19 protein-coding genes are annotated in these 21,780 nt (G+C 37.2%); 7 read left to right on the forward strand and 12 right to left on the reverse strand.

The annotated features are described in order from the left end of the window. Positions 1-188: 188 nt before the first annotated feature. From M3196_RS09740 to M3196_RS09750, 3 genes are all read right to left on the reverse strand, one after another. Positions 189-833: a PspA/IM30 family protein gene (locus M3196_RS09740; protein ID WP_251322089.1), complete on the reverse strand. Its 645-nt coding sequence runs from the start codon at positions 831-833 to the stop codon at positions 189-191. 23 nt (positions 834-856) lie between these two features. Further along, the gene (locus tag M3196_RS09745) at positions 857-1,204 is read right to left on the reverse strand and encodes a flagellar basal body rod protein (protein ID WP_251322090.1); all 348 of its coding nucleotides are present in this window, start codon (positions 1,202-1,204) and stop codon (positions 857-859) included. Between the two features lie 587 nt (positions 1,205-1,791). Next, on the reverse strand, positions 1,792-2,079 hold the full coding sequence (locus M3196_RS09750) for an NUDIX hydrolase (RefSeq protein ID WP_251322091.1): 288 nt from the start codon (positions 2,077-2,079) through the stop codon (positions 1,792-1,794). A gap of 110 nt (positions 2,080-2,189) precedes the next feature. On the opposite strand from M3196_RS09750, the gene M3196_RS09755 reads away from it, so the two are divergent. Then, positions 2,190-2,666 (forward strand): glutathione peroxidase, encoded by a 477-nt coding sequence (locus tag M3196_RS09755; protein ID WP_251322166.1) that lies wholly within the window; start codon positions 2,190-2,192, stop codon positions 2,664-2,666. Positions 2,667-2,716: 50 nt separating this feature from the next. On the opposite strand, the gene M3196_RS09760 is transcribed toward M3196_RS09755, so the two are convergent. Both M3196_RS09760 and M3196_RS09765 read right to left on the reverse strand, forming a co-directional pair. Next, entirely contained in the window at positions 2,717-4,087 is a 1,371-nt protein-coding gene (locus M3196_RS09760; protein ID WP_251322092.1) for a YjiH family protein, read from the reverse strand. Between the two features lie 147 nt (positions 4,088-4,234). Continuing rightward, positions 4,235-4,933 (reverse strand): pseudouridine synthase, encoded by a 699-nt coding sequence (locus tag M3196_RS09765; RefSeq protein WP_251322093.1) that lies wholly within the window; start codon positions 4,931-4,933, stop codon positions 4,235-4,237. Positions 4,934-5,153: 220 nt separating this feature from the next. Between M3196_RS09765 and M3196_RS09770 the strand changes: the two genes are divergently transcribed. From M3196_RS09770 to M3196_RS09780, 3 genes are all read left to right on the forward strand, one after another. Beyond that, complete coding sequence (locus tag M3196_RS09770; protein ID WP_251322094.1) at positions 5,154-6,299, forward strand: GNAT family N-acetyltransferase; 1,146 nt, start codon at positions 5,154-5,156, stop codon at positions 6,297-6,299. A gap of 146 nt (positions 6,300-6,445) precedes the next feature. Next, the gene (locus tag M3196_RS09775; RefSeq protein ID WP_251322095.1) at positions 6,446-6,634 is read left to right on the forward strand and encodes a YozQ family protein; all 189 of its coding nucleotides are present in this window, start codon (positions 6,446-6,448) and stop codon (positions 6,632-6,634) included. Positions 6,635-7,029: 395 nt separating this feature from the next. Further along, positions 7,030-8,298: an S-adenosylmethionine decarboxylase related protein gene (locus M3196_RS09780; RefSeq protein WP_251322096.1), complete on the forward strand. Its 1,269-nt coding sequence runs from the start codon at positions 7,030-7,032 to the stop codon at positions 8,296-8,298. 99 nt (positions 8,299-8,397) lie between these two features. Here M3196_RS09780 and M3196_RS09785 read toward each other — a convergent pair whose 3' ends face one another. The 3 genes from M3196_RS09785 to M3196_RS09795 all read right to left on the reverse strand — a co-directional run bounded on the left by M3196_RS09785 (position 8,398) and on the right by M3196_RS09795 (position 12,345). Then, a complete protein-coding gene (locus M3196_RS09785; RefSeq protein ID WP_251322097.1) occupies positions 8,398-10,440 on the reverse strand; it encodes a catalase in 2,043 nt (680 codons plus the stop codon). A 116-nt stretch (positions 10,441-10,556) separates the two neighbouring features. Continuing rightward, positions 10,557-11,144 (reverse strand): hypothetical protein, encoded by a 588-nt coding sequence (locus M3196_RS09790; protein ID WP_251322098.1) that lies wholly within the window; start codon positions 11,142-11,144, stop codon positions 10,557-10,559. A 13-nt stretch (positions 11,145-11,157) separates the two neighbouring features. Continuing rightward, positions 11,158-12,345, reverse strand: a complete 1,188-nt coding sequence (locus M3196_RS09795) for a ParM/StbA family protein (protein WP_251322099.1) — start codon at positions 12,343-12,345, stop codon at positions 11,158-11,160. A 378-nt stretch (positions 12,346-12,723) separates the two neighbouring features. Here M3196_RS09795 and M3196_RS09800 point away from each other — a divergent pair, with 378 nt between their 5' ends. Then, complete coding sequence (locus M3196_RS09800) at positions 12,724-14,298, forward strand: glycoside hydrolase family 55 protein (protein ID WP_251322100.1); 1,575 nt, start codon at positions 12,724-12,726, stop codon at positions 14,296-14,298. Between the two features lie 18 nt (positions 14,299-14,316). On the opposite strand, the gene M3196_RS09805 is transcribed toward M3196_RS09800, so the two are convergent. From M3196_RS09805 to rlmN, 3 genes are all read right to left on the reverse strand, one after another. Beyond that, positions 14,317-14,856 (reverse strand): GNAT family N-acetyltransferase, encoded by a 540-nt coding sequence (locus M3196_RS09805; protein WP_251322101.1) that lies wholly within the window; start codon positions 14,854-14,856, stop codon positions 14,317-14,319. A 16-nt stretch (positions 14,857-14,872) separates the two neighbouring features. Beyond that, the gene (locus M3196_RS09810) at positions 14,873-16,825 is read right to left on the reverse strand and encodes an endonuclease MutS2 (protein ID WP_251322102.1); all 1,953 of its coding nucleotides are present in this window, start codon (positions 16,823-16,825) and stop codon (positions 14,873-14,875) included. A gap of 454 nt (positions 16,826-17,279) precedes the next feature. Beyond that, a complete protein-coding gene (rlmN, locus tag M3196_RS09815) occupies positions 17,280-18,359 on the reverse strand; it encodes a 23S rRNA (adenine(2503)-C(2))-methyltransferase RlmN (RefSeq protein ID WP_251322103.1) in 1,080 nt (359 codons plus the stop codon). A gap of 290 nt (positions 18,360-18,649) precedes the next feature. On the opposite strand from rlmN, the gene M3196_RS09820 reads away from it, so the two are divergent. Together M3196_RS09820 and M3196_RS09825 are read left to right on the forward strand one after the other, a co-directional pair. Further along, positions 18,650-20,140: a peptide MFS transporter gene (locus tag M3196_RS09820; RefSeq protein ID WP_251322104.1), complete on the forward strand. Its 1,491-nt coding sequence runs from the start codon at positions 18,650-18,652 to the stop codon at positions 20,138-20,140. 684 nt (positions 20,141-20,824) lie between these two features. Next, positions 20,825-21,322 carry a GNAT family N-acetyltransferase gene (locus M3196_RS09825; protein ID WP_251322105.1) on the forward strand — a complete coding sequence of 166 codons (498 nt, stop codon included), beginning with the start codon at positions 20,825-20,827 and terminating at the stop codon, positions 21,320-21,322. A 117-nt stretch (positions 21,323-21,439) separates the two neighbouring features. Here the strand turns inward: M3196_RS09825 and M3196_RS09830 are convergent, their stop codons facing one another. Further along, on the reverse strand, positions 21,440-21,628 hold the full coding sequence (locus M3196_RS09830; RefSeq protein ID WP_251322106.1) for a hypothetical protein: 189 nt from the start codon (positions 21,626-21,628) through the stop codon (positions 21,440-21,442). Positions 21,629-21,780: the final 152 nt, after the last annotated feature.

The following is a 21,780-nucleotide window of genomic DNA, read 5'->3' on the forward strand; positions in this document are numbered from 1 at the left end:
ATTCACTCACTTTCTGTGTCTAAAACGGCTTAAAAAGGCGCAGTATTTTGCGCCTCAGTCTTTTTTTCTATAATTATGATAACTTGTATACACGTATTAAGTCGAAGTAGTAACAAGTTGCAGTATATAATACAAGTGCAAGGCTGACGTATGTCAGCCAAGTTTTCTTTATCGTATCACATACTGAATTAAACGGTAGTATGTGTTTCTTCTTTTTTCCATTCTTTTTCTAATTTTGCGAGTTTTGCTTCCATAGAGCTCGCATAATAATCAGAGTTTACTTTTTGCTCAAGACGGTCCATATAATTCTCAAGCTCATCGAAACGGAATGCAGTTTTCTTTAACACACTTGATGGCTCAATCACACGGTCCATCTTTTGATGGGCTCTAGCAACATTTTCACGGCCCATTAATTCCATGCGCTTAATTTGCATATCCTTCAGCTTATGCTTCATTTGCTCATATTTTTGTTCAAGCTCTGTAAGATCTTTTTCCGCTTGAGCTGAAGATTCTTTCAGCTTGGCTGCACGAATTTCATGCTGTTCTTTCTCTTGAATAGCATATTGGTAAAGTTCCTTCTCATTTGCCTGTTGTGCCAAGTCTGCCTGTTGACTGCGCTTTGCTGCTTTTGCTTCTGCTTCTTGTGTTTCACGGGTAAATTGATCTTTTAAAAGCTGCTGCCGTTCAACAAGCTTGCGTGCCTTATTTACTTCTTGCTCACATTGTCTTAAATATTGATTCAAAAGAGATAGAGGATTCTTTTCTTCTTTTTGATCCAAAATTTCATGGACATCCGCTGATATTGAGTTTTTAATTCTTTCAAATAAATTCATTGTGATTAGCTCCTTTTGTTTTTTTAGCTGTTTTTTAGCTTCGCCCATTCTTTTTCAAAGTTTGTGAATGGGTCATTATCCGTATTCTGATCTAAAGACTCTTTGTCGTTCCATTTTTTGTACACAACATAAAGAACATAAATCGCAACTGCTCCTAAAATGGCTGGTATGTTTGCGACAGAGACACAAAGCCCGATAACGGAAAGTGCCCCCCACCAAAATTTCTTTCCGCTGGTTTCTGCAGTCATGCATTTCTTATACGCATAGTACATAACTGCAAGACCAATCGCGAATCCAACCATCGGACCTAAGTTAGCTATCAATACGATAGCGGCAATTCCTCCAACAACTAGCAAGCCTAACTTTTTCATAGCGGCTGCCTCCTTTCGTATCTTTAGCTTACCTCCCTGCAGAATTTCTCAAAACTGACCGTAGCTGTATTTTCCAATAGGACTTGAGGCGTAGATAGGGACAGACCCGGGTCTGTTCTCGTACAAATATAAAAGAGAGACACCTTATAAGTGCCTCTCTTGACTTCTTTTACTTTTCTATTCGTTTTCTGCCTTCTTTTGTTACCGCACTTTTTCGCACCATCGATTTTATGGGCTCCGGTTTTCTGAAGCGCAGCGCTGACCAATCATCGTCTTTTGCACTTGTCTTACCAGTTCAAACTATATTCGTTTGGACTGTTGATTATCAATACCGATTTATCTTGGCTTTTAACGTTTAGTTTTTTGATTATCGGATGCATTTCTTTAACTCCTTATACATTCTGAATATCATTAACAAAGAAATAGTCTGATTCAAGCAAACCCGTTATAAGTTTACTTTTAATTACTTCAGGATAAAGGGCATATTCTGACAGACATTTTAAAGGTACCCATTTAAATACGAGTCTTTCTGCCTCTTGAACCGTAAATTCTTCTCCATTATAAAGAGGCAAAGGCTCATTAGTCTTTTATTTAAAGTATAGGCCTACTTCATGAATTTTTTTCCCTTTGTATGTAAAAAAGTTCTCAATCGTACAAAGATGACTTACTACTTCCACATCTAAGGCTAGTTCTTCTAACATTTCACGCTTTAAGCTAGTTCTTGCGTCTTCTCCTAGCTTTACCCTCCCGCCAGGTAATGACCAGTGAGTTTCAATCTTTGAACGGTGAATCAATACATGTTCATCTTTAATCAAAACCCCTGCTACACGGTAATTAAAAACCTGATGTTCCACATGAAACACTGCATCCATCATTCTAGCCCCCTTATTTAAGCAACCTTATTCTACCATTAAGAGCATTTTCCATGAAAGCCATTTCAAATACCGTTAAAATAAGTAAAACGAGATTAAAAGGAGACGGTTTAATGGTAATCTATGATTTTTCAGTTGAAACAATCAAGGGAGAACAAACAAATCTTCAGCCTTATAAAGGGAATGTCATGTTAATTGTTAATACAGCAAGTAAATGCGGCTTTACGCCTCAGTATCAAGGACTTCAATCACTCTATGAGGCTAATAAAGATAACGGTTTTACTTTACTTGGCTTCCCATGCAATCAGTTTGGTGCACAAGAACCTGGAACGAGTGATGAAATACAGGAGTTTTGCGAGCTGAATTACGGGGTTAACTTTCCGATGTATGCAAAAGTAGATGTTAATGGAGACAACGCACACCCGCTATTCAAACATTTAACAGCGGAAGCACCAGGCATCCTTGGCTCTAAAGCAATTAAGTGGAACTTTACGAAGTTTTTAGTAGATCGTGATGGCAAAGTAGTAAAACGGTTTGCTCCTACTGACAAACCTGAAACCATTGAAAAACACATAAAGGAATTGCTGTAACAAAAAAAGCTGTTCAAAGGAAGCCTCCTCTGAACAGCTTTTTATATTTTTTAGAATAATAGATGCGCCATTCCCACAACAATCGGAAGGGAAATGAAAGTACGCAAGAAGAAGATAATAACTAAGTCTTTAAAGTTAACTGGCACTTTAGATGCTAAAAGCAAGCCGCCAACTTCAGACATGTAGATTAACTGAACGACAGACATCGCAGCAATCACAAAACGGGTTAACTCACTTTCAATACCCGCTCCGATAATAGACGGAAGGAACATGTCCGCAAATCCAATAACAATGGTTTGTGCTGCCTCAGATGCTTGAGGAACCTGCAGCAATTCTAAAATTGGAACAAATGGTGCACCTAGATACGAGAAGAAAGGTGTGAATTCCGCAACGATCAGTGCAGATGTTCCAATTGCCATAACAATCGGTACAACTCCCATCCACATATCCAGTACGTTTTGAATACCTTCTTTAACAAGAGGTGCTGCTTTTTTATTTTGATGCGCACGGTCTAATGCTTTTTTAAGACCAAAACGAAATGCTGTTTCTCCGCGCGGAATCACTTCATCTGCTACGTTTTCCTTCGCTCCTTCATAGTACGTATCTGCTTTTCTGGAAAGCGGCGGGATGCGAGGAATAATAATCGCACATGCTAACCCTGCCAAAATTACTGTCAAATAATAAGGAACGATCATATGAGCTAAATCTACTTGTGCTAAGACAACTATGGCGAATGTAATGGAGACAACAGAAAAAGTCGTTCCGATTACGGCTGCCTCACGTTTTGTATAATAGCCTTCCTCATACTGTTTGTTCGTTAAAAGCACACCAATCGTACCGTCTCCTAACCAAGATGCCAGACAGTCAATCGATGAACGGCCAGGAAGTTTAAATACTGGGCGCATAAGCTTCACAAGCAGTGCTCCGCAAAATTCTAGAAGTCCAAAGTTAAATAGCAACGGCAGGAATAAACCTGCGAATAAAAACACCGCAAACAATACAGGAATTAGATCAAAAAGCAGCAGCTGCCCTGTATTTTCTGACCAAACCGCTTCAGGTCCAATCTTAAACAATGTCATAACTGCAAAAATCAACCCAACAACACGTATTAGCTGCCATGCGATATTCACATTAAATAATGTATTTAAAAAAGGATTGTTCACAATCGCTTTTGGCTTCGCAAAATAAGTAATCAATGAACCGATTACTGTAATAGCGATAATAGCCGTCATAATGTGCGGGATATATTCTCCCATGAAATCTTGTAAAATCCCTGCCAGAATTGCTACAGGAATCGTAATTTCCCCTTTAAACGAAATGGGGATCATAAATAAGAAAATACCAATTAATGATGGAACGATAAACTTGCCTAAGCTCTTCTGTCTCATATGGTGATATGTTTGCTGTTTCTGTAATTCCATGATGATGATTTCCTCACTTTCTGCAATGTAAAGCGCTTTCATATACTTTTCATTTACAAGTATATGACCTTTTTACAATTTTCGCAAATTTATAAATAATCTAAAACGAATCTAATGTTAGTGAAAGTACCCATACATTTTTACCCTTCAGATACTTAAGTTTAAACTCTTCTTTAATTCTAAAAGCTCCTTCGTTTCAAGCACTCTCCACTTTCCCGTTTCTAATGCATGAAGATGAATATTCATAATTCGTATACGTTCTAATTTTTCTACTGCATACCCGAGCGTCTTGCACATTCTCCTGATCTGTCTGTTTAATCCTTGTGTCAGGGTTATTCGAAAAACATATTTACTTACGTATTCAGTAAGCGCCGGCTTTGTCATCGTATCTAAGATGGGAACACCTTCAGCCATTTTTAGTAGGAACAGACTTGTAATCGGCTGATCTACAGTGACTTCATACTCTTTTTCGTGTCCATAGTCTGATTGGGAAATTCGATTTGCCAGCTCTCCGTCATTTGTTAAAAGGATTAACCCTTGAGAGGCTTTGTCAAGTCTGCCCACCGGGAAAACACGTTCTGGCATTTGGACACACTCTAATATGTTACCTTCTATTTCAGGATTAGCTGTACAAGTAATACCAACAGGTTTATTAAAAACGAGATAAATAGAGGAGGTTTTTCTAGGGATTGGCCGATTATCAATCAGTACCTCATCGCCTTCCAATACGTCGGTCTCTTTATTACAAATAACTCCATTAACTGTAATACGTCCGCTCTCAATAAGACGTTTAGTTTCACGCCTTGAGCAATATCCAGTTAAACTTATATATTTATGAATTCGCATAATTGTCCTCACTTAGCCGTGTTTTATGCACAACAGTTAATAATTATAACTGTAATTGAATATTTTTTCGACACTTTTTATAAATATCCAATATTTTTCTATTATTTAATATATCCTACCACACGATTTAACCATTGTTATCAGAATATTGCTTCAAATTGCTTTTCAATTGTATGGAGCAGCTTGTAAAATGAGTGTTATATAAGGGAGGTCGTTCACTATGCAAGTAAGAAAGCTTACTGAACAAGAATTTGATAAATCGATCGAACTATCACAATATGCATTTCAGTACAAAGTAAACAAAGAAGATCTGCCTAAAAGATATAAGATGCTCAAGAGGCATGAAATTTGGGGAGAATTTGAGGATGAAGAACTCATTTCAAAACTGCACATTCTTTCCCTGGAAATAATCATCGAAAATTGTCAATTCGCTATGGGAGGCATAGCAGGCGTTGCGACTTGGCCAGAACATAGACGCAAGGGTTCAGTTACACGTCTTCTTAATAAAGCACTTATTTCAATGAAAGAAAAAGGACAGACGATTAGTTTTCTCCACCCCTTTAATATCCAATTTTATCGGCGATTTGGATGGGAGCTTACAGCTTCCTTAAACAAGTACACCATTAAAAAAATAGATTTGCAACGTTATCCAGAGGTTCCGGGCAGTATATCCAGACTTCAAAAAGTGGATGGAAACAGTCAGTTGAATGTGGTTTATGAAAAATGGAGTAAAAAATATAATCATTTGCTTGTCAGAAATGATTACTGGTGGGACAGCCATGTATTCACCGAAGGATACAACCGCATCGTTTACAAAGATGAAAATGGAGAGCCTAAAGGATATTTATGCTGTAAAGCCGCTGATAAACTGCTGGATGTCCAAGAGTTTGTTTATGTAACAGAAAATGCAAGACGTGCTCTTTGGAATTTCATATGCCAGCATGATTCTATGGTAGATAAAGTGAAAATCGTTGCACCTTCGCATGACCAGCTTCCTTATTTACTAAATAATCCAAGGATCCACCAAGAGCACTATCCATACTTTATGGCTCGTATCGTTGATGTAGAAGGGTTTTTAAAACAGTATCCCTTTAAAAACACGGAAGATCCCCTTACTATTTCGATTACAGATGATAAAGCAGAATGGAACAACGGAACTTATACGATCTCAAGCGATGGTATTGCATTAGAACAACAAAAAGGGGGTCTCAGTATGGATGTACAAACATTGACGGCTGTTCTTCTCGGATCACAAAAGCCAGCCTTTTTATATGAATGCGGAAAAATAAAAGGTGATCTGCAAGAAGCTCACAAACTCGAACAAATCATTACTAACCTTCCAGCAGCATTTATTGACTTCTTTTAATTTAAAGCCCAAGCGCCAACCTATTATTAGGATGGCGCTTTTTTCATAATGAATGGAGATGTTTCAGGTTAATACTAAAGGGAATTGTAGGGATACCAGCCATTATAGGTTGGTTTAATCGATTATCTTTAGAGGAGGCGATAACTATGGCTGATAAAAATAAACAATCCGAAAAGATCGCTGAAAAAAATTACGAGCCAAATAAGAAAAACAAATCGGATATCGATAAGAGCTTGGAAACTGTTCACGAACAAATCAACGATACTTTTAATCAAGGCACAATAGATGAAAAAGAAAAACAAGAAAAGAAGAAAGACGAAAAAAGTAATTCTTAAAAGAGGCTGACCCAAAAGGACATGAAATATGCCCTTTTGCGGTCAGCTTTTATAATTCTGTTTTTCTGTACCCTTCTAATGTGTTATTTACAGGTAGAATTTCCTTTTTGGAGCGAAAATGAGAGGTCTGCGCGTGAAACTCCATGCCGTTTGATCGAAACGAGGCCTGGTTTGCGTGAAACGAGCAATCGTTGGAGCGAAAACTCGCACTATCGAGCGAACGTGTAATAAATAAAAGAACACGTACCATAAAGACCAGAGGCTCACTAAAATACTTTTTAGCCTGCCCATTTTTTATACTCGGAAAATATGCGTTTATACCCCGCCATCAAACCATACCAAACCTGATGTTGTTTAATACACTATAAGTATTACTCACCAGGAAGGATGTCAGGATGGCGAATTTAACAAACCAACCTTCAATAACAATCCTTGGCAGTGGTGGTGGTGTTGCAAAAGCAATATTATCTATCTTAAACCAAGCTGTACAAGATAAAAATGACCCTTTACATGGATTACTGCAAAAATCCGAATTTCATTTAATTGATATCGAACAAAAACCCCTTCAATATTTTGAAAATCTATTTCCTTACATTAGAAAACAAATTTTCTTGTATGAACTGGATCTTAGTGACTTAGACTCATATAAAAATCACCTCCAAAAAACAAACACTTCAGTTGTTATCGATGTTTCCTGGGCTGATACGAACGACATGCTGACTTGCTGCAATGAATTAGGCGTTTATTACGTTAATTCTGCATTAGAGAACACAGCTGTCGATGAAGACGAATCACTTTACGGATTTCCTCTAGCAGAACGCTTTAAACGATTTGAAGAAAAAAAAGATCAGTTTAATCATACAAAAGCTATCGTCGGTTCAGGAATGAACCCAGGTGTTGTTCAATGGATGGTCCATGAACTCCTTCAAAAACATATGGACAAACCCCCACTTGCCTGTTATATCGTTGAGCACGACACATCATTTTTTAGCAATAAAAACATAATAAACAAAGATACCATCTATACGTCGTGGTCTGTTGAATGCTTCCTTGATGAAGCCATATTAAGCTACCCGATGTTTGTTTCTCATCACTTACCTTTGTATCTGTACGATCAAGTCTATACTTCGGAATACACAGTAAGATTAGGGAATAAAAAATTCCAAGGTTGCCTTATGCCTCATGAGGAGGTTCTTTCTCTTGGCAAACTGTATGATATAGAATTCGGCTTTATTTATCGGGTTAATGAGCATACGACAAACTTGATCAGGGATAATCTTTATCGAGTAGATGATTTATGGGATTGGAAGCACCAGTTAATCGATCCGGATTTAGGACAAGTTGACGGCGAAGATCTTGTCGGAGTTCTGCTTGTTTTTGAAGATCACGAAGAATATATATATAACGTTATGAACACGGCTGAAATCTATCCAAAATACAAAACAAACGCTACCTACTTTCAAGTTGCATGCGGTCTTTATGGAGGGTTAGCAAGTTTGCTTCTGGATAACATCCCAGATGGCGCCTATTATGTGGATGAACTTTTGCTTCATTCAAACAGCAGTTATGGCGAATATCTCTCTTATTACATGAAGGATTTTGTTTCGGGTTTCAATGAAACTTCTGATGGGTTGCTGCACCAGCGGATCAAAAAGATAAAATAAATAAAATTGCCTCCCTGTTAGGAGAGGCTTTTTATAATCAATCTAATTTCCCCACCAGAAGTTGCGTTACTTTTTATGATTTATTTAAGTAAATTATTTTTAAACAATCTCTCTTTCCCAATGACGATGAACGGCAATCGCATCCGCAAATTGATCAGCAAAATCACTCATATTATCACCGGTTACTACTCCGGTACGATCTGTTAAATGAGCTTCTCTCAGCAAAGCTGTACCTTCATGTGTAGCTCCTATAGGTTTATAGTGAGAATATGCTTCTTTAATAAAATGCAGTGCATTCTGTTTGAATTTAGCGTCTTCACTACTGCATGCAACATAAATGGCATCAAACAGTACAGACGAGGCGGTGATGAATGTATGAACGACCTCTATCTCGGTTCCATCAGAAGCTATCGGCTTTCCTAGCTTATCGCTTATACATTCTGGCTGTAAACCTTTAGCTTTTAGTGCTTTTAGGACTGTAGAAATTTCTTTTCCCTCTACATCATCTCCGACTATTACGCCAACTTTACGAGTGCTCGGGTTTTTCTTTGTATTGAGCTGACTTAAGGCCGGTGAAGATTTTGTAACTTCAGACCCTTTTCCTGCTGGAGGTTCCGCACCAATCGCCTCAGCAAATGATTCTGCTAGCTCTACACTTACGTTTGCAAACATATCAACTACTTGCTGCTGTACTGATTTGCTTTTTACTTTTCCAAGTTCAAAGCTGAATGCATTTTTAAGATGCTGTTTCTCTGGTTCACTCATACTATTCCAGAAAAGAGTTGCTTGACTAAAGTGGTCCTTAAAGCTTTCACTTCTGCTGCGGACTTTTCTACCCTCAACTTTTTCCTGATAGTGAACGTAACCACCTTCTTCTTCCGTTGCCGGCGCGGGAGTATTTGCTGCAAGTGAATTTTTGTGATAGCTTACTTGTCCTCTATTTATCGTCTGGCGACCGAAGCCATCCCTTTGATTGTTATGAAACGGACATACAGGGCGGTTGATCGGCAGCTCGTGGAAATTCGGTCCTCCGAGACGTAAAAGCTGAGTATCCGTATAAGAGAACAAACGCCCCTGAAGCAATGGATCGTTCGAAAAATCAATACCTGGTACAACATGGCCTGGGTGAAAAGCAACCTGTTCTGTTTCCGCAAAAACATTATCTACATTTCTGTTTAGCGTCATTTTTCCAACTATTTTTACAGGAACATCTTCTTCAGGCCATAATTTAGTCGGATCAAGAATATCAAAATCAAATTTGAATTCATCTTCTTCCGTAATAATCTGAAGCCCTAGCTCATATTCAGGATAATTTCCGTTTTCGATAGATTCCCATAGATCACGACGATGGAAATCAGGGTCTTTCCCGGAAATTTTCTGAGCCTCGTCCCATACTAGTGAATGGGTTCCTAACACAGGCTTCCAGTGAAATTTAACAAAATGAGCTTTACCCTCGTCATTAACAAGACGGAACGTATGTACACCGAAGCCTTCCATCATGCGGAAACTTCTTGGGATCGCTCTGTCAGACATCGCCCACATAACCATATGTGCCGATTCTTGATTGTTCGCAACAAAATCCCAGAACGTATCATGAGCGGTTGCAGCTTGTGGCATCTCATTATGAGGCTCTGGTTTTAACGCATGAACCAAATCAGGAAACTTTATAGCATCCTGAATAAAAAAGACCGGAATATTGTTGCCGACTAAATCGTAATTGCCTTCTTCTGTATAAAACTTCGTCGCAAAACCACGTGCATCACGAACTGTTTCCGCTGATCCCCGCGATCCGGCAACCGTTGAAAAACGTACAAAGGTTGGAGTTTTTTTAGAAGTGTCCTGCAGGAAATTTGCTTTAGTAAATTCTTTTAAAGACTCATATAACTCAAACTCTCCATGAGCCGCAAATCCCCTGGCATGGACGATTCTTTCTGGAATCCGTTCATGATCAAAGTGCGTCATTTTTTCCCGGAAATGAAAATCTTCCATTAAAGTCGGTCCACGTTCACCCGCTTTAAGTGAAAATTCATCCTCAGAAACTTTTACACCTTGATTAGTTGTTAGCTTCTTGCCTTCATCATCTGCACGAAATTGTTCAAGCTGCTCGTCTTTACTGTTGGGGGTCATTTTGTTATCGCTCATTCAACCGTTCCTCTCTTTAGGTTTTTAATACACATAAGGACCCTTCCCTTCAGAGAGGATGAACAAACTGAATTTCCCTATAAAAAAACGCAGCTGTTTTAACAGCTGCGCATCAATCAATTATTCATATGTGCCAGGAAATCACCTAACAGGTCTTCCATTTCTTTTTCTGGATCTTGAGGCTCATCTTTCGGATTATCTTCCTCGCGTTTAGCGTTATCCCAGTCAAATTGATTTAAATCATCGTCACCTAAATCATCAATAGAGTTTAGATTTACAGATTTATCATCGTAAACGTCTAAAGTGACCTCATCCTTTTGTTTGTCTTCTTGGAGATACAGCGCCTGATCAATATCTGTAGAGTTACTGTTTATAGCTGCAAGCAGAGAAGCTGTTCTAACCGGATTGGATATAAGCTGGTACATAATATTTCCTAATAAAGCTTCTGAATGTTCATGCTTTAGCCAATCCCTTTGCATTTTACTAAGATTCTTCGGGAGCGGAATGGTGATTGTCTCTCTTTCTTTTTGAATCGTTTGTCCAACACCCTGCATGACGAATTCTGAAATACGACTTGAAAAGTTGCGTCTTTCCGTGTCTTTTAACTTTTGTAGCTGTTTTAAGACATGATCAGGGGTGTCAGAGGGAATTCGAAAAGCAATCGTTTTGCCTCTAGTTATTTCATTGGCAGCTTTTTTATCCATTTCATCACCCTACTTAAGCTTTAACGGCTTTTTTCTCTTTATCCTCGCTCTTATTGTTGTCTTTTGATGTTCTTTTAAGATGATCAGAAATCAGCTTATAATAAGCGTTTGCCATCATCCAGATACTTTCTTTCTCATCTTCAAAGAAGTCGATGTTATAGCCATCAAGATTGTTGTTCAGCGTCTTAATGTAATCCTTTAATACAGCTGAACCGCCGCCTACAAAATAGCAGATCTCTGTTTGGGAATTCTTCTGCCATACATTGCGTAGAAGACGGTATTGCTTTTTAGCCAGATCTACTAAAATACGGTCTGTAATATCATGCACGCTTGTACGACTTCCGCGCACCATGATATGATTTCGGTTCGTTTTCTTCGTAATGATTTCAACTACATCACGTCTGCTATCTAATTCTACGCCATGCTTGGAGCGGATCTCTTCCCTGATTTGTTCTAATGCTTCAGATACACCTAAGTTAAACCCTTGTGCTTTGTCATCATCTACATTTCTATTTTTTATAACAGCAATATCAGTAGATAAGCCACCGATATCCTGAATGAGAATAGGCTTATCAATCAGATCTTTGTTGATGATATTTAAATCATTATCCATTACAAGGTTAATAAAAGCTGCAAAGCCTTCCGGATAAACTTTTACTTCTTCAAACTTCAGGTTAACTTTTAATCCCTGATACTTCGGTGTAACTAAAAACTCTACTTGGTGAACAGAGCCCAGCAGCTTCGAACGATATCCAGCGTCTTTTCCTTCTTTCACTTCACGAAGCGGTAATCCTGTGCCTAGAATGTAGCTTGTATCAAGTACATTATTGTTTTTAGTAAATGTTTTTGCATTTTCTTCTCTTACAGCATCAAGTGCAAGAGCTGCAAAAAGCATGATTAATGTTTGATCTTCTTCAGACTTACTGCTTCCAGGGTCTAATTCAGTAGAGTTATCACTTTTGGCTGCTAATTCTCCTACACGATAAATGACGTTATTTTCTTTTAGAGCAGGGGAGTGGACTTTAATATGTATTCCTTCTAATGGATCTTTGCTGTCTAATTCTTCAATCCCGATAACAGGACGGTCTTCAATATCTCGTGCAATAACATTTGGTATGTTTAGTTCATAATCTAGTTTTCCAAATATCCCTTTTAATGAATCATTGCCTACATCAATTGCTGCAATCCTAGAATTACTCATGGGCATGCATCCTTTCTTTCTTCATTTTTATTTTGTTGCTATATTACTAGATTAGAGTGTAATCATAAAATACACAATGCCCATTTTATCTTTTAACATAAATGTAAACGTTGTTGCAAACATGCAAACACCGTTGTAAACACAAGGGTTATTTCTCATGAATCCAGTCACACCAACATGTAAACACGTTCGCAAACTTGTAAACATTAATGCAAACAAACGCAAACATATTTGTAAACTTGTAAACATTTTTGTTTGCAATAGACTGATAAACATAATCACCCCCCTCCCCTGCGTACAATGTTATTGATTACTAGACGAAATTTAGGGAATCATTGGAGTAATTGAACCGAAATTTAGCATTCGAGGTGAGTGAAAGTGGTTTTTTTAGATAAAAAACATGATCCTAGAAAAAACGCACAGCTTATAAAGAACATTCATCAGCATTCATTTTCAATTCAAGAAACCATAAACACAACTGAGGATCTCTTTAAAGAGAGCTGTTTGAAAACACAAAAAACGATTGAAAAAAGTTCACTAATGAAATGGTTGAAATGGATGGCACTGCGACCGAAAGTAAAAAAAGTAAATTACAAAAATATATCAACCACACAATTATGCTGTGATACAGACGAATCCGTATTTCCAAAATGGAAAGCAAAACTTGATTTCGAATATAATAATTTGTTCAAACAAATTAAAGGGGAAGTAAACGTAAAAGATTATGGTGCAAAAGGGGACGGAAACACGGATGATACCGAAGCATTTAGAAAAGCACTAGGAAAAGGAAAAGTAATGGTTTATATTCCAGAGGGAACCTATGTTATAAAGGGGATTAAACTGCCATCTTTTACTTGCCTTAAAGGGGAAGGAAAAGGCCGAACTATTCTTAAGCTTCATAATCACTCTTCAAAAGCAGAATGGGTGATAACAAATAAAAATCATATTTTTGGCAACCGTAATATTCTAGTAAAAGGGATGAGCTTGGACTGGAACGTTGGAAGGCTAAATCCAATAGAAAAAACAGCAGCAGGAAATAATCGTTCCAGCTGTCTTACATTCGCTAACGTTAAGTATGGATGGATGTTCGATCTTGAGGCTATTAATCCGGGATTGCACTGCTTTGATGTTTCTTCCACTGTCTATACGTATCTAGGAGATGGAACCCGTTCAAGGGGAGGAAGTAAATATATATGGCTGGACAATTTGAATGGCCATGGTTTTGGTGATGATGGAATTACAACCCATCATAGCGAAAGTATTTTTATTTCAAATTCCCATATGTGTGACCCTAGCGGAAGAGCGCATAAAAAAGGATTCTCTAACTCGAATGGGATTGAGATAGATGACGGATCTGAGGATGTATGGCTCTTGAACAACTCTACAGCACGATGTTTTGGCGGATTGGAGATTAAGGCTCATCATAACGCTTCAGCAGCTTCTAACGTCCATATCGTAGGTCATCTATCGCTTAACGATAACAGAGCTTATAATTTTCGTCATATTGGCCACCACAAAGACATAGATCCGGCATCGAAAACTGCCTATCACATCTCTGCTACTAACATTTGTGCCATAGCTCCTATCTTTACCGGTCTCTATAAGGATTCAACTCCACGAGGTCTGGTTATATCCGGATATAACCATGTATTAATTCATAATTTTACTTTATTAGGCGACTTATCTTATGACTATATGAAAAACCCTTTAATTGCTATACAATATCGAGCACGTAACGTCGTATTATTTAATATAAACATTAAAGATTTTAAAACCGCAGGACCTGCTATTAAAGTATATGGCGGCAGCCACCGTGCTGATGATGTTGTCATTCGAAACATCACATGCGATAAGTACTTTTTAAAACCAATCGAGATTGGTATAGATGTAAAAAACGCATTGATCGATAATATTACTGTCAGCAACCAAGAAAAAGAGACTCCTGTAACCTGACAGAAGTCTTCTTTTTCCTTATAGCTTTTTTTCAAGCTGTAAATCCAAAGGTTCTTTTTCAACAATATATGGGTTGATCTCAGCAGCCCTCTCGCAGCCCATTGCCTGATAAAACGCTTGTGATTCAACGGATGGATGTGCAGCGATATAAAGCTTTTTAGCCCCTAACTTCCTAGCTTCCCTGCAGCATCGGCTAAGAAGTTCTTTTCCAATTCCAAAACCTCTTTTTTCATAAGATACATGAATGTATGGGAGCTCCACATATTCTTTATTTGACCCAAACAACTTAGCCTCTACATTCGCAAAGCCTGTTAAACCTTCATCATCATAAGCTGCTATTACAGCACCACCTTTATTAAGACATTGTTTGAGATCCTCTATGACAAATCTTTTTTTCTTATCGTCCCACTCATCAATAAAATGGTCAGACTTTATCATGAACTCGCTGTTTTCTTTATACCAAACACGATTTGTTACTTGATACCGATTAAATGTTTCTAAGAAATTCTTACCTAAGTCTGCTAAAGATAGTGATTTAAATGAAATTTGTTTTTTCATTTTTGTTCCCCGCTTATTAATTCTCCCTGTCAATTGACATACCATCAACATGGCGTTTATTCATCAGTTTATCTTTTTTGCGATTTTCTTTTGATTCAAACACGATATCCATATCATAATTTTCGGGATAAAGCATTTCGCTTGGAATATGAAGCTTTAAGCGTTTTTTGTGTATTTGGTGCTTTTTATCCCCTGCAAGTACTCCATACTCCCCTTGAGTATTCTCTAACTCGCATATAATTCCTGCTGTTTTTAAACTTGATATATATACTCTGTCTCCTATTTGATACTCTTCAGTTAGATTGTTTTGATTTTGCACTGGCTTTTCTAGATGTTTTTTAACACTTGATTGTGCTTTATAACGCAAAATTTGGATTCGTTCTTGATCTTCTGTGGATAATGTTAAAGCATTCTGATTATCCACATGTGGATAATCTTCATTGAAATACGTAATTTTCTTAGCGCGGTTAATTACATCTGGAAGCATTCCCAGTTTAAGAGCGATTGAAAACGCCTGGCTTTTACCAGCTTTTCCGATGACTAACTTATAGAGTGGCTGCAAAGTATTAAGATCAAATTCCATAGATCCGTTTTCAAATCCATCTGTGATATTTGCAAACTCTTTTATCTCACTGTAATGAGTGGTAGCTAATATCATACTTCCCTGGCTAAATAGTTTTTCAAGAATAGACACAGCAAGCCCCATTCCCTCTGCAGGATCTGTTCCCGCTCCAAGTTCATCAAGAATAACTAAATCTTGAGGTCCTGCCTGTTTCATAATAGAAATAATATTTGTAATATGAGAGGAGAACGTGCTTAACGATTGCTCGATGCTTTGACCATCTCCAATATCTGTGAAAACTTCTCGAAAAACTCCAAACTTGCTTCCTTCATCTACTGGAACATGAAGCCCTGATTGAACCATCAGTGTTAAAAGACCTACTGTTTTTATTGCTACCGTTTTTCCGCCAGTATTAGGTCCTGTAAGAACCAGTGCCTGATAAGCTTCTCCGAGTGAGAAATTTAACGGGATACATTTTTCTCCTAATAGAGGATGTCTTCCATTCACGATCTGAATCTTGTTTTCAGCATTTAACTCTACACCTGCTGCATCCAATGCTATGCTGTATTTTGCTTTTGTAAAAATAAAATCATAATGTGCCATGCCCTCAATATTAATTCGAATTTCACGCTCATACCCTTCAACCATACCAGTTAACATGCTTAAAATTTTTGAGATTTCAATTTCTTCTTCTGCTCTTAGCAAACTGATCTCTGTTTGAAGCTTTCGAATATCGCTTGGCTCAATGTATACTGTTGCTCCACTTGATGAGCTATCTAAAATCTGACCGTCTATATTCCGTTTGAATTTACTTTTAACTGGAATTACGTAACGGCCATCCCTCATAGAAATGATTTGATCCTGCATCATATCACGATAAACCGAAGATTTTAACATATTATCAAGCTTAGATTTAATTCTTTCTTCGATGACTCCAACTTGTTTTCTTATTTTTAATAGAGCTTTGCTGGCGTGATCATCTACTCTGCCATTCCGGATGCATCGATAGATTTCATCTTTTATATCCGGTAGATCGAACATGGAATACGCATAATTCGATACAGTTGGGGCGACAAATTCTTTATCCTTCATGTATCGCTGTATTCTGCTCACATTATCTAGAAGGCCATATAAAAGGGAGAGCTGATCAGGGTTTAGATTTAATCCTTTTTTAGGAATATCGAGTATATACTCAATTCCGTTTAAATTCGCGATAGGAACACTCGCACTTTTTTCTAATATATTTCTTGCTTCCGTTGTATCTTGTATCCATGAACGGATCACAGAGAGGTTTGCGGAAGGTTCAAGTTTATGAATAGCTTCTTTGGTTATCGTATTAATAGAATAACTTCCTAGATTTTCTTTAATTTTATTCAATTCAAGCATATTTATCGTTTGAGTATTCAATGGAACTGCCTCCAATTTTTTTATTTAAACCTGCATTTCTTATTCATGTTGTTGTTTTGTGAGCTTTTATCCCCTCCTCTAACAGAGGCCAGGAACTTGCCAATAAAAAAAGACAGAAATGAACAATGTCATTTCTGCCTCATAGATAGACTTCACCCTAAAAAATGCATAAAAAAATCGGCTCTTAAAAGAGTCCGGCAGCATCAAGGGATTTGTATATGATGGCTTGTATCTGACCGCTGTTCTTAACTAATGAACGGCAACAAAAGTGCATAACAAATAAACGCAATAAACGTTTAAATTTTTACTTTTGCATGCCTTTATTCAGATTGTTTTAGTTAAGAACGATAACGCTCACAAACACACCATCCTTTCCATTGATTACTTTTATCATATGTAATTAATTTACAAATGTCAATATTAAAAGGCCGATCAAATGAACCGGCCTTACTGTTTATAGGTTAACGGTATTTTGTTTATCTTTCTTAATCTGCTTGCTTCTAAGCTGGCCGCAAGCTGCATCTATATCTGTACCATGTTCTTGGCGGATTTTACAGTTGATTCCGTTCTTTTTTAGTGTATCGTAAAAAGCTAGAACTGATTCCTGGGTACTTCGTTGATATTGGCTGTGCTCATCCACTGGGTTATAAGGGATTAAGTTGATGTAAACCTTTTTCTTCTTATCCTGAAAAAGTGCTGCCAGTTCAATGGCTTCTTCTATATGATCGTTAACATCTTTTAATAAGATATATTCGATCGTAATCCGGCGGTTTGTTTTCTCGATATAGTAATTAATGGCTTCCATCAGTTTTTCAAGTGGATAGGCACGATTAATTTTCATGATTTTAGTGCGCAGTTCATTATTTGGTGCATGCAAGGAGATAGCAAGGTTAACAGGCAGTTTTGTATCTGCAAATTCGTATATTTTATTAACAATACCGCTAGTAGATACAGTAATGTGTCTTGAGCCGATAGCTAAACCTTTTTGATCAATGATTATTTTCAAAAAGTCTACCATGTTCTCAAAGTTATCAAATGGTTCTCCAATCCCCATGACAACGATATGACTTACCTTTTCATCCTGGCCTGCATGATCTAAGTGATGCTGCACATTCATGATTTGTTCTACGATTTCCCCGCTGGATAGATCGCGTGTCTTTGTTAATAAACCACTCGCACAAAAACTGCAGCCGATGTTGCAGCCTACCTGTGTAGTAACACAAACAGACAAACCGTATTTATGCCTCATTAATACGGTTTCAATTAAGTTGCCATCTTGCAGTTTGAATAAAAATTTTATCGTTCCATCAGATGCTTCTTGTTTAACATGATGCGTCAGCGTGTTGATTGCAAAATTTTCATTTAGCAGCTCTCTGCATTCTTTGGTTACATCAGTCATATCTGAGAAATCCGTTACACGTTTTCGGTATAAATATTCCCAGACTTGCGATGCTCTGTATGGTTTATATCCATGTTTCAAAAGCCATGCGGTAAGCTGTTCTAATGTTAATCCATAAATGGAATTTAAATTCATAAAGAAACCTCTTTTCAATACCTTTAACTTATTCTTCTATACTACTGAAAACTTATCATTCCCACAATGTTATCATGCCATTTCCAAAACATTCATATTAAAATTTCCTAAATCGCCTATACTACTTTTTGAGGCTTTTCTAATACATTTATATAAGTCTTTCTACCTATAAAGGATGTAATTTCCATTTACGAATAAATAATAACCTGTAATAATAGATAAGCCAAAAACTTTTGACAATAATAAATATTTCAAAGTATTATATTTAATGAAATAAAGGAGGTTGTCTTATGTCAGACATCAATAGACAGAAAATTGTGGACTCTGTGCCTCAAAAAGGCTTCTTTGGACATCCTAAAGGTTTGTTCACACTTTTCTTCACAGAGTTTTGGGAGCGCTTTTCTTATTATGGAATGAGAGCAATCCTCATCTATTACATGTACTACGAAGTTTCTAAAGGTGGTTTAGGACTTGATGAAACCACAGCATTAGCAATCATGTCCATTTATGGTTCACTAGTATATATGTCTGGTGTTATCGGTGGTTGGTTAGCAGACAGAGTTTTTGGTACATCCAGGGCATTATTCTATGGTGGTATTTTAATCATGATCGGTCATATTGTCTTATCTTTGCCAGGCGATTTGACGATGTTATTTATTTCTATGGTCTTTATCGTAATTGGGACAGGTTTACTTAAGCCCAACGTATCAAGCGTTGTAGGGGACATTTATGCTCCTGAAGATAATCGCCGTGATGCAGGATTCAGTATTTTCTATATGGGTATTAACCTTGGTGCTTTCCTGTCTCCGTTAATCGTAGGTGAAGTTTCAAAAACGAGCTTCCATCTAGGATTCGGGATTGCAGCGATTGGTATGCTATTAGGACTAATCGTATTTGTTGTTACAAAGAAAAAAAATCTTGGCCTTGCAGGTACTTATGTGCCAAACCCGCTTTCTCCAGCTGAGAAGAAAAAATATTCCATAATCGTTGGAATTACAGCGGTAGCATTAGCTGTTATCTTAGGAACAACAATTCCTGCAGGTATTTTTACACTTGATGTTTTCATCACACTGGTTGGTATTTTCGGTATTACTATTCCAACAATCTATTTCATCGTTATGTACCGCAGTCCTAAAACAACAGCTACAGAGCGTTCAAGAATTTTGGCATATATTCCATTGTTTATTGCATCTGTTATGTTCTGGGCTATCCAAGAACAAGGATCAACAATCCTTGCTGCTTATGCGGACAAGCGTACTGATTTAGAATTTGCTGGTCTAACGATTTCTCCAGCTTGGTTCCAATCGTTGAACCCATTATTCATCATCGTTCTGGCACCTGTATTCGCTTGGATGTGGGTGAAGCTTGGTGATCGTCAGCCAACAGTACCTAAGAAATTTGCACTTAGTCTTTTCTTTGCTGGTTTATCATTTATGGTTATTCTTCTGCCTGCATACTTTGGAGGAGAAAACACATTGGTAAATCCTTTATGGCTTGTTCTTAGTTACTTTATCGTTGTACTTGGTGAGCTGCTATTATCACCAGTTGGACTTTCAGCAACAACAAAACTTGCACCAGCTGCTTTCTCTGCACAAACAATGAGCTTATGGTTCTTATCAAGTGCTGCTGCACAAGCAATCAATGCACAAATCGTTAAGTTCTACTCTGTAGAAACAGAAATGATGTACTTTGGTACAATTGGTGGAGTGGCAATCTTGCTAAGTCTTATCCTCTTTGTGATCTCTCCTAAGATTCAGGAGTTCATGAAAGGTATTCGTTAATCAAATAGTTATTTAATGCCACTGGCTTAGGAATTCCCTTATGTCAGTGGTTTTTTTAGGTATAAAAAAGCAGCTAACTAAAAAGCTTCCAATTATTCATTTATTTAATTTATAATCCCATGCAGCGTCCCGAGTAATGTGAAGATAACTAAATGATCTCCTACATTGTAATTTTCCCTTCTCTCTTAAGCTGTAAATAAATGATAAACTATATTTCTTATCCGCTAGTGTAAACATTTTTTGTGCGCATCCAATTTTATTAAATCAATTGTTTGTCCAAACATTTTAGACAAGCTAGCGTAAGATATGAGTAGAAAAGAGAGTCATTTTCTCTTTTCGAGGTTCAACTATAGAAGGGGGTGTCTATAGTGTTACCAATAATCTTCTTTCCTTTAAAGAAAAGAAAAAAGTGTGCTAAAAAAAGAGCTGCTTCAAATCCTGTATAATGAACCAGTAGAGCCGGGGAATTTCCCGGCTTTTTAACATACATAGTCCAGAGCCTTTTTCACAATTTACTAGGAATATATCCAAACAATTATTGGACAGCCACATATAGTACAAGCAAGGGGGATTTTAATAAAATAACACCTGTGTTAATGTTTTTTCATATTTTTGCGTTAGTATTCTAATTTTATGCTCCTAGTCATATCTTCCCTTTGCAGAGTAATATAAGGGGGAATATATTTGTATATTCGTAAACGGATCCCTGGTAAAGATGATCCTATTTTAGTTGATATGGTAGTTAACAACTTTCAGGTTCGAAAAGAAATAATACAAGCTATTCTAAAAATGGCCAATGAAGTTCTCGTTGTAATTGACGGTAATGACCGTATAGCAGGTTTTGTTAGTTATCGATTTAGAGTAGGCAATATGATTTTAGTTGATTATGTTGTTCTAGATACGAAGCACCAAGGGAAAGGAATTGCTAGCTCTTTCCTTCCCGTTTTTGAAGATCACTTGTTAAAGCAGGGAATACGAATCGTTTATGGCACTGTTGATGAAGAGAACACAGATGCATTACGAGTCTTCCAGCATTGGGGCTTTCAAGTGAAAGGACAGATCGGTTCGAGTATCATTATTGAAAAAGATCTGAAAGCAGCTTCTAATCAAAACGGTGTTAAAGTTCAATCTTCATATGTGAGAAAACTGAATACACCGCCTAAAATTGGTTTTTACAGGTAAATTATTAAAAAAGCAGGTCCAAAAAATTTTGGATCTGTTTTTGCACATATTAAAAGCCAACTCAAAATTTGAGTTAGCTTGTCAATTTTTATAATAAATAGATGAGACTGCTTGTCCCTACAAATCTGAAGGATTCTGCAAATTTTTTGGTCTTTTTAATTTTTTTGGTGCTCTTAAAAAATCATTTTCTGTATTGAAAATTTCATCAATAACTCGTTTGTTCCATTCACTGTTGTTCGTCTGATCGGAACAAATACAGCCACTTAAGTCATAGCGAAATAAACCACAATGCGGGCAATTACTCAAATTCCATCACCCCCTTAAATCCAACATAACATATTCTATGATCTGTTAAAGATAATGGAAACGGCTCTTGATGATTTATTTAAAAAATAGAGGAACTGATAGCTCCTGATTCCTTCTTGTTATACTAAACATTTGTCTGAAGGCAGCAACTC

This window comes from Fictibacillus nanhaiensis (assembly GCF_023715445.1).
GTDB classification, from domain to species: domain Bacteria; phylum Bacillota; class Bacilli; order Bacillales; family Fictibacillaceae; genus Fictibacillus; species Fictibacillus nanhaiensis_D.

Excerpts from the sequence above, each read along its gene's own strand:
- M3196_RS09740 (WP_251322089.1), bottom strand. The coding sequence starts at position 833 with ATGAATTTATTTGAAAGAATTAAAAACTCAATATCAGCGGATGTCCAT.
- M3196_RS09755 (WP_251322166.1), top strand. The coding sequence starts at position 2,190 with ATGGTAATCTATGATTTTTCAGTTGAAACAATCAAGGGAGAACAAACA.
- M3196_RS09750 (WP_251322091.1), bottom strand. The coding sequence starts at position 2,079 with ATGATGGATGCAGTGTTTCATGTGGAACATCAGGTTTTTAATTACCGT.
- M3196_RS09795 (WP_251322099.1), bottom strand. The coding sequence starts at position 12,345 with ATGAGTAATTCTAGGATTGCAGCAATTGATGTAGGCAATGATTCATTA.
- M3196_RS09820 (WP_251322104.1), top strand. The coding sequence starts at position 18,650 with ATGTCAGACATCAATAGACAGAAAATTGTGGACTCTGTGCCTCAAAAA.
- M3196_RS09785 (WP_251322097.1), bottom strand. The coding sequence starts at position 10,440 with ATGAGCGATAACAAAATGACCCCCAACAGTAAAGACGAGCAGCTTGAA.
- M3196_RS09805 (WP_251322101.1), bottom strand. The coding sequence starts at position 14,856 with ATGAAAAAACAAATTTCATTTAAATCACTATCTTTAGCAGACTTAGGT.
- M3196_RS09745 (WP_251322090.1), bottom strand. The coding sequence starts at position 1,204 with ATGAAAAAGTTAGGCTTGCTAGTTGTTGGAGGAATTGCCGCTATCGTA.
- M3196_RS09775 (WP_251322095.1), top strand. The coding sequence starts at position 6,446 with ATGGCTGATAAAAATAAACAATCCGAAAAGATCGCTGAAAAAAATTAC.
- M3196_RS09780 (WP_251322096.1), top strand. The coding sequence starts at position 7,030 with ATGGCGAATTTAACAAACCAACCTTCAATAACAATCCTTGGCAGTGGT.
- M3196_RS09770 (WP_251322094.1), top strand. The coding sequence starts at position 5,154 with ATGCAAGTAAGAAAGCTTACTGAACAAGAATTTGATAAATCGATCGAA.
- rlmN (WP_251322103.1), bottom strand. The coding sequence starts at position 18,359 with ATGAATTTAAATTCCATTTATGGATTAACATTAGAACAGCTTACCGCA.
- M3196_RS09760 (WP_251322092.1), bottom strand. The coding sequence starts at position 4,087 with ATGGAATTACAGAAACAGCAAACATATCACCATATGAGACAGAAGAGC.
- M3196_RS09765 (WP_251322093.1), bottom strand. The coding sequence starts at position 4,933 with ATGCGAATTCATAAATATATAAGTTTAACTGGATATTGCTCAAGGCGT.
- M3196_RS09790 (WP_251322098.1), bottom strand. The coding sequence starts at position 11,144 with ATGGATAAAAAAGCTGCCAATGAAATAACTAGAGGCAAAACGATTGCT.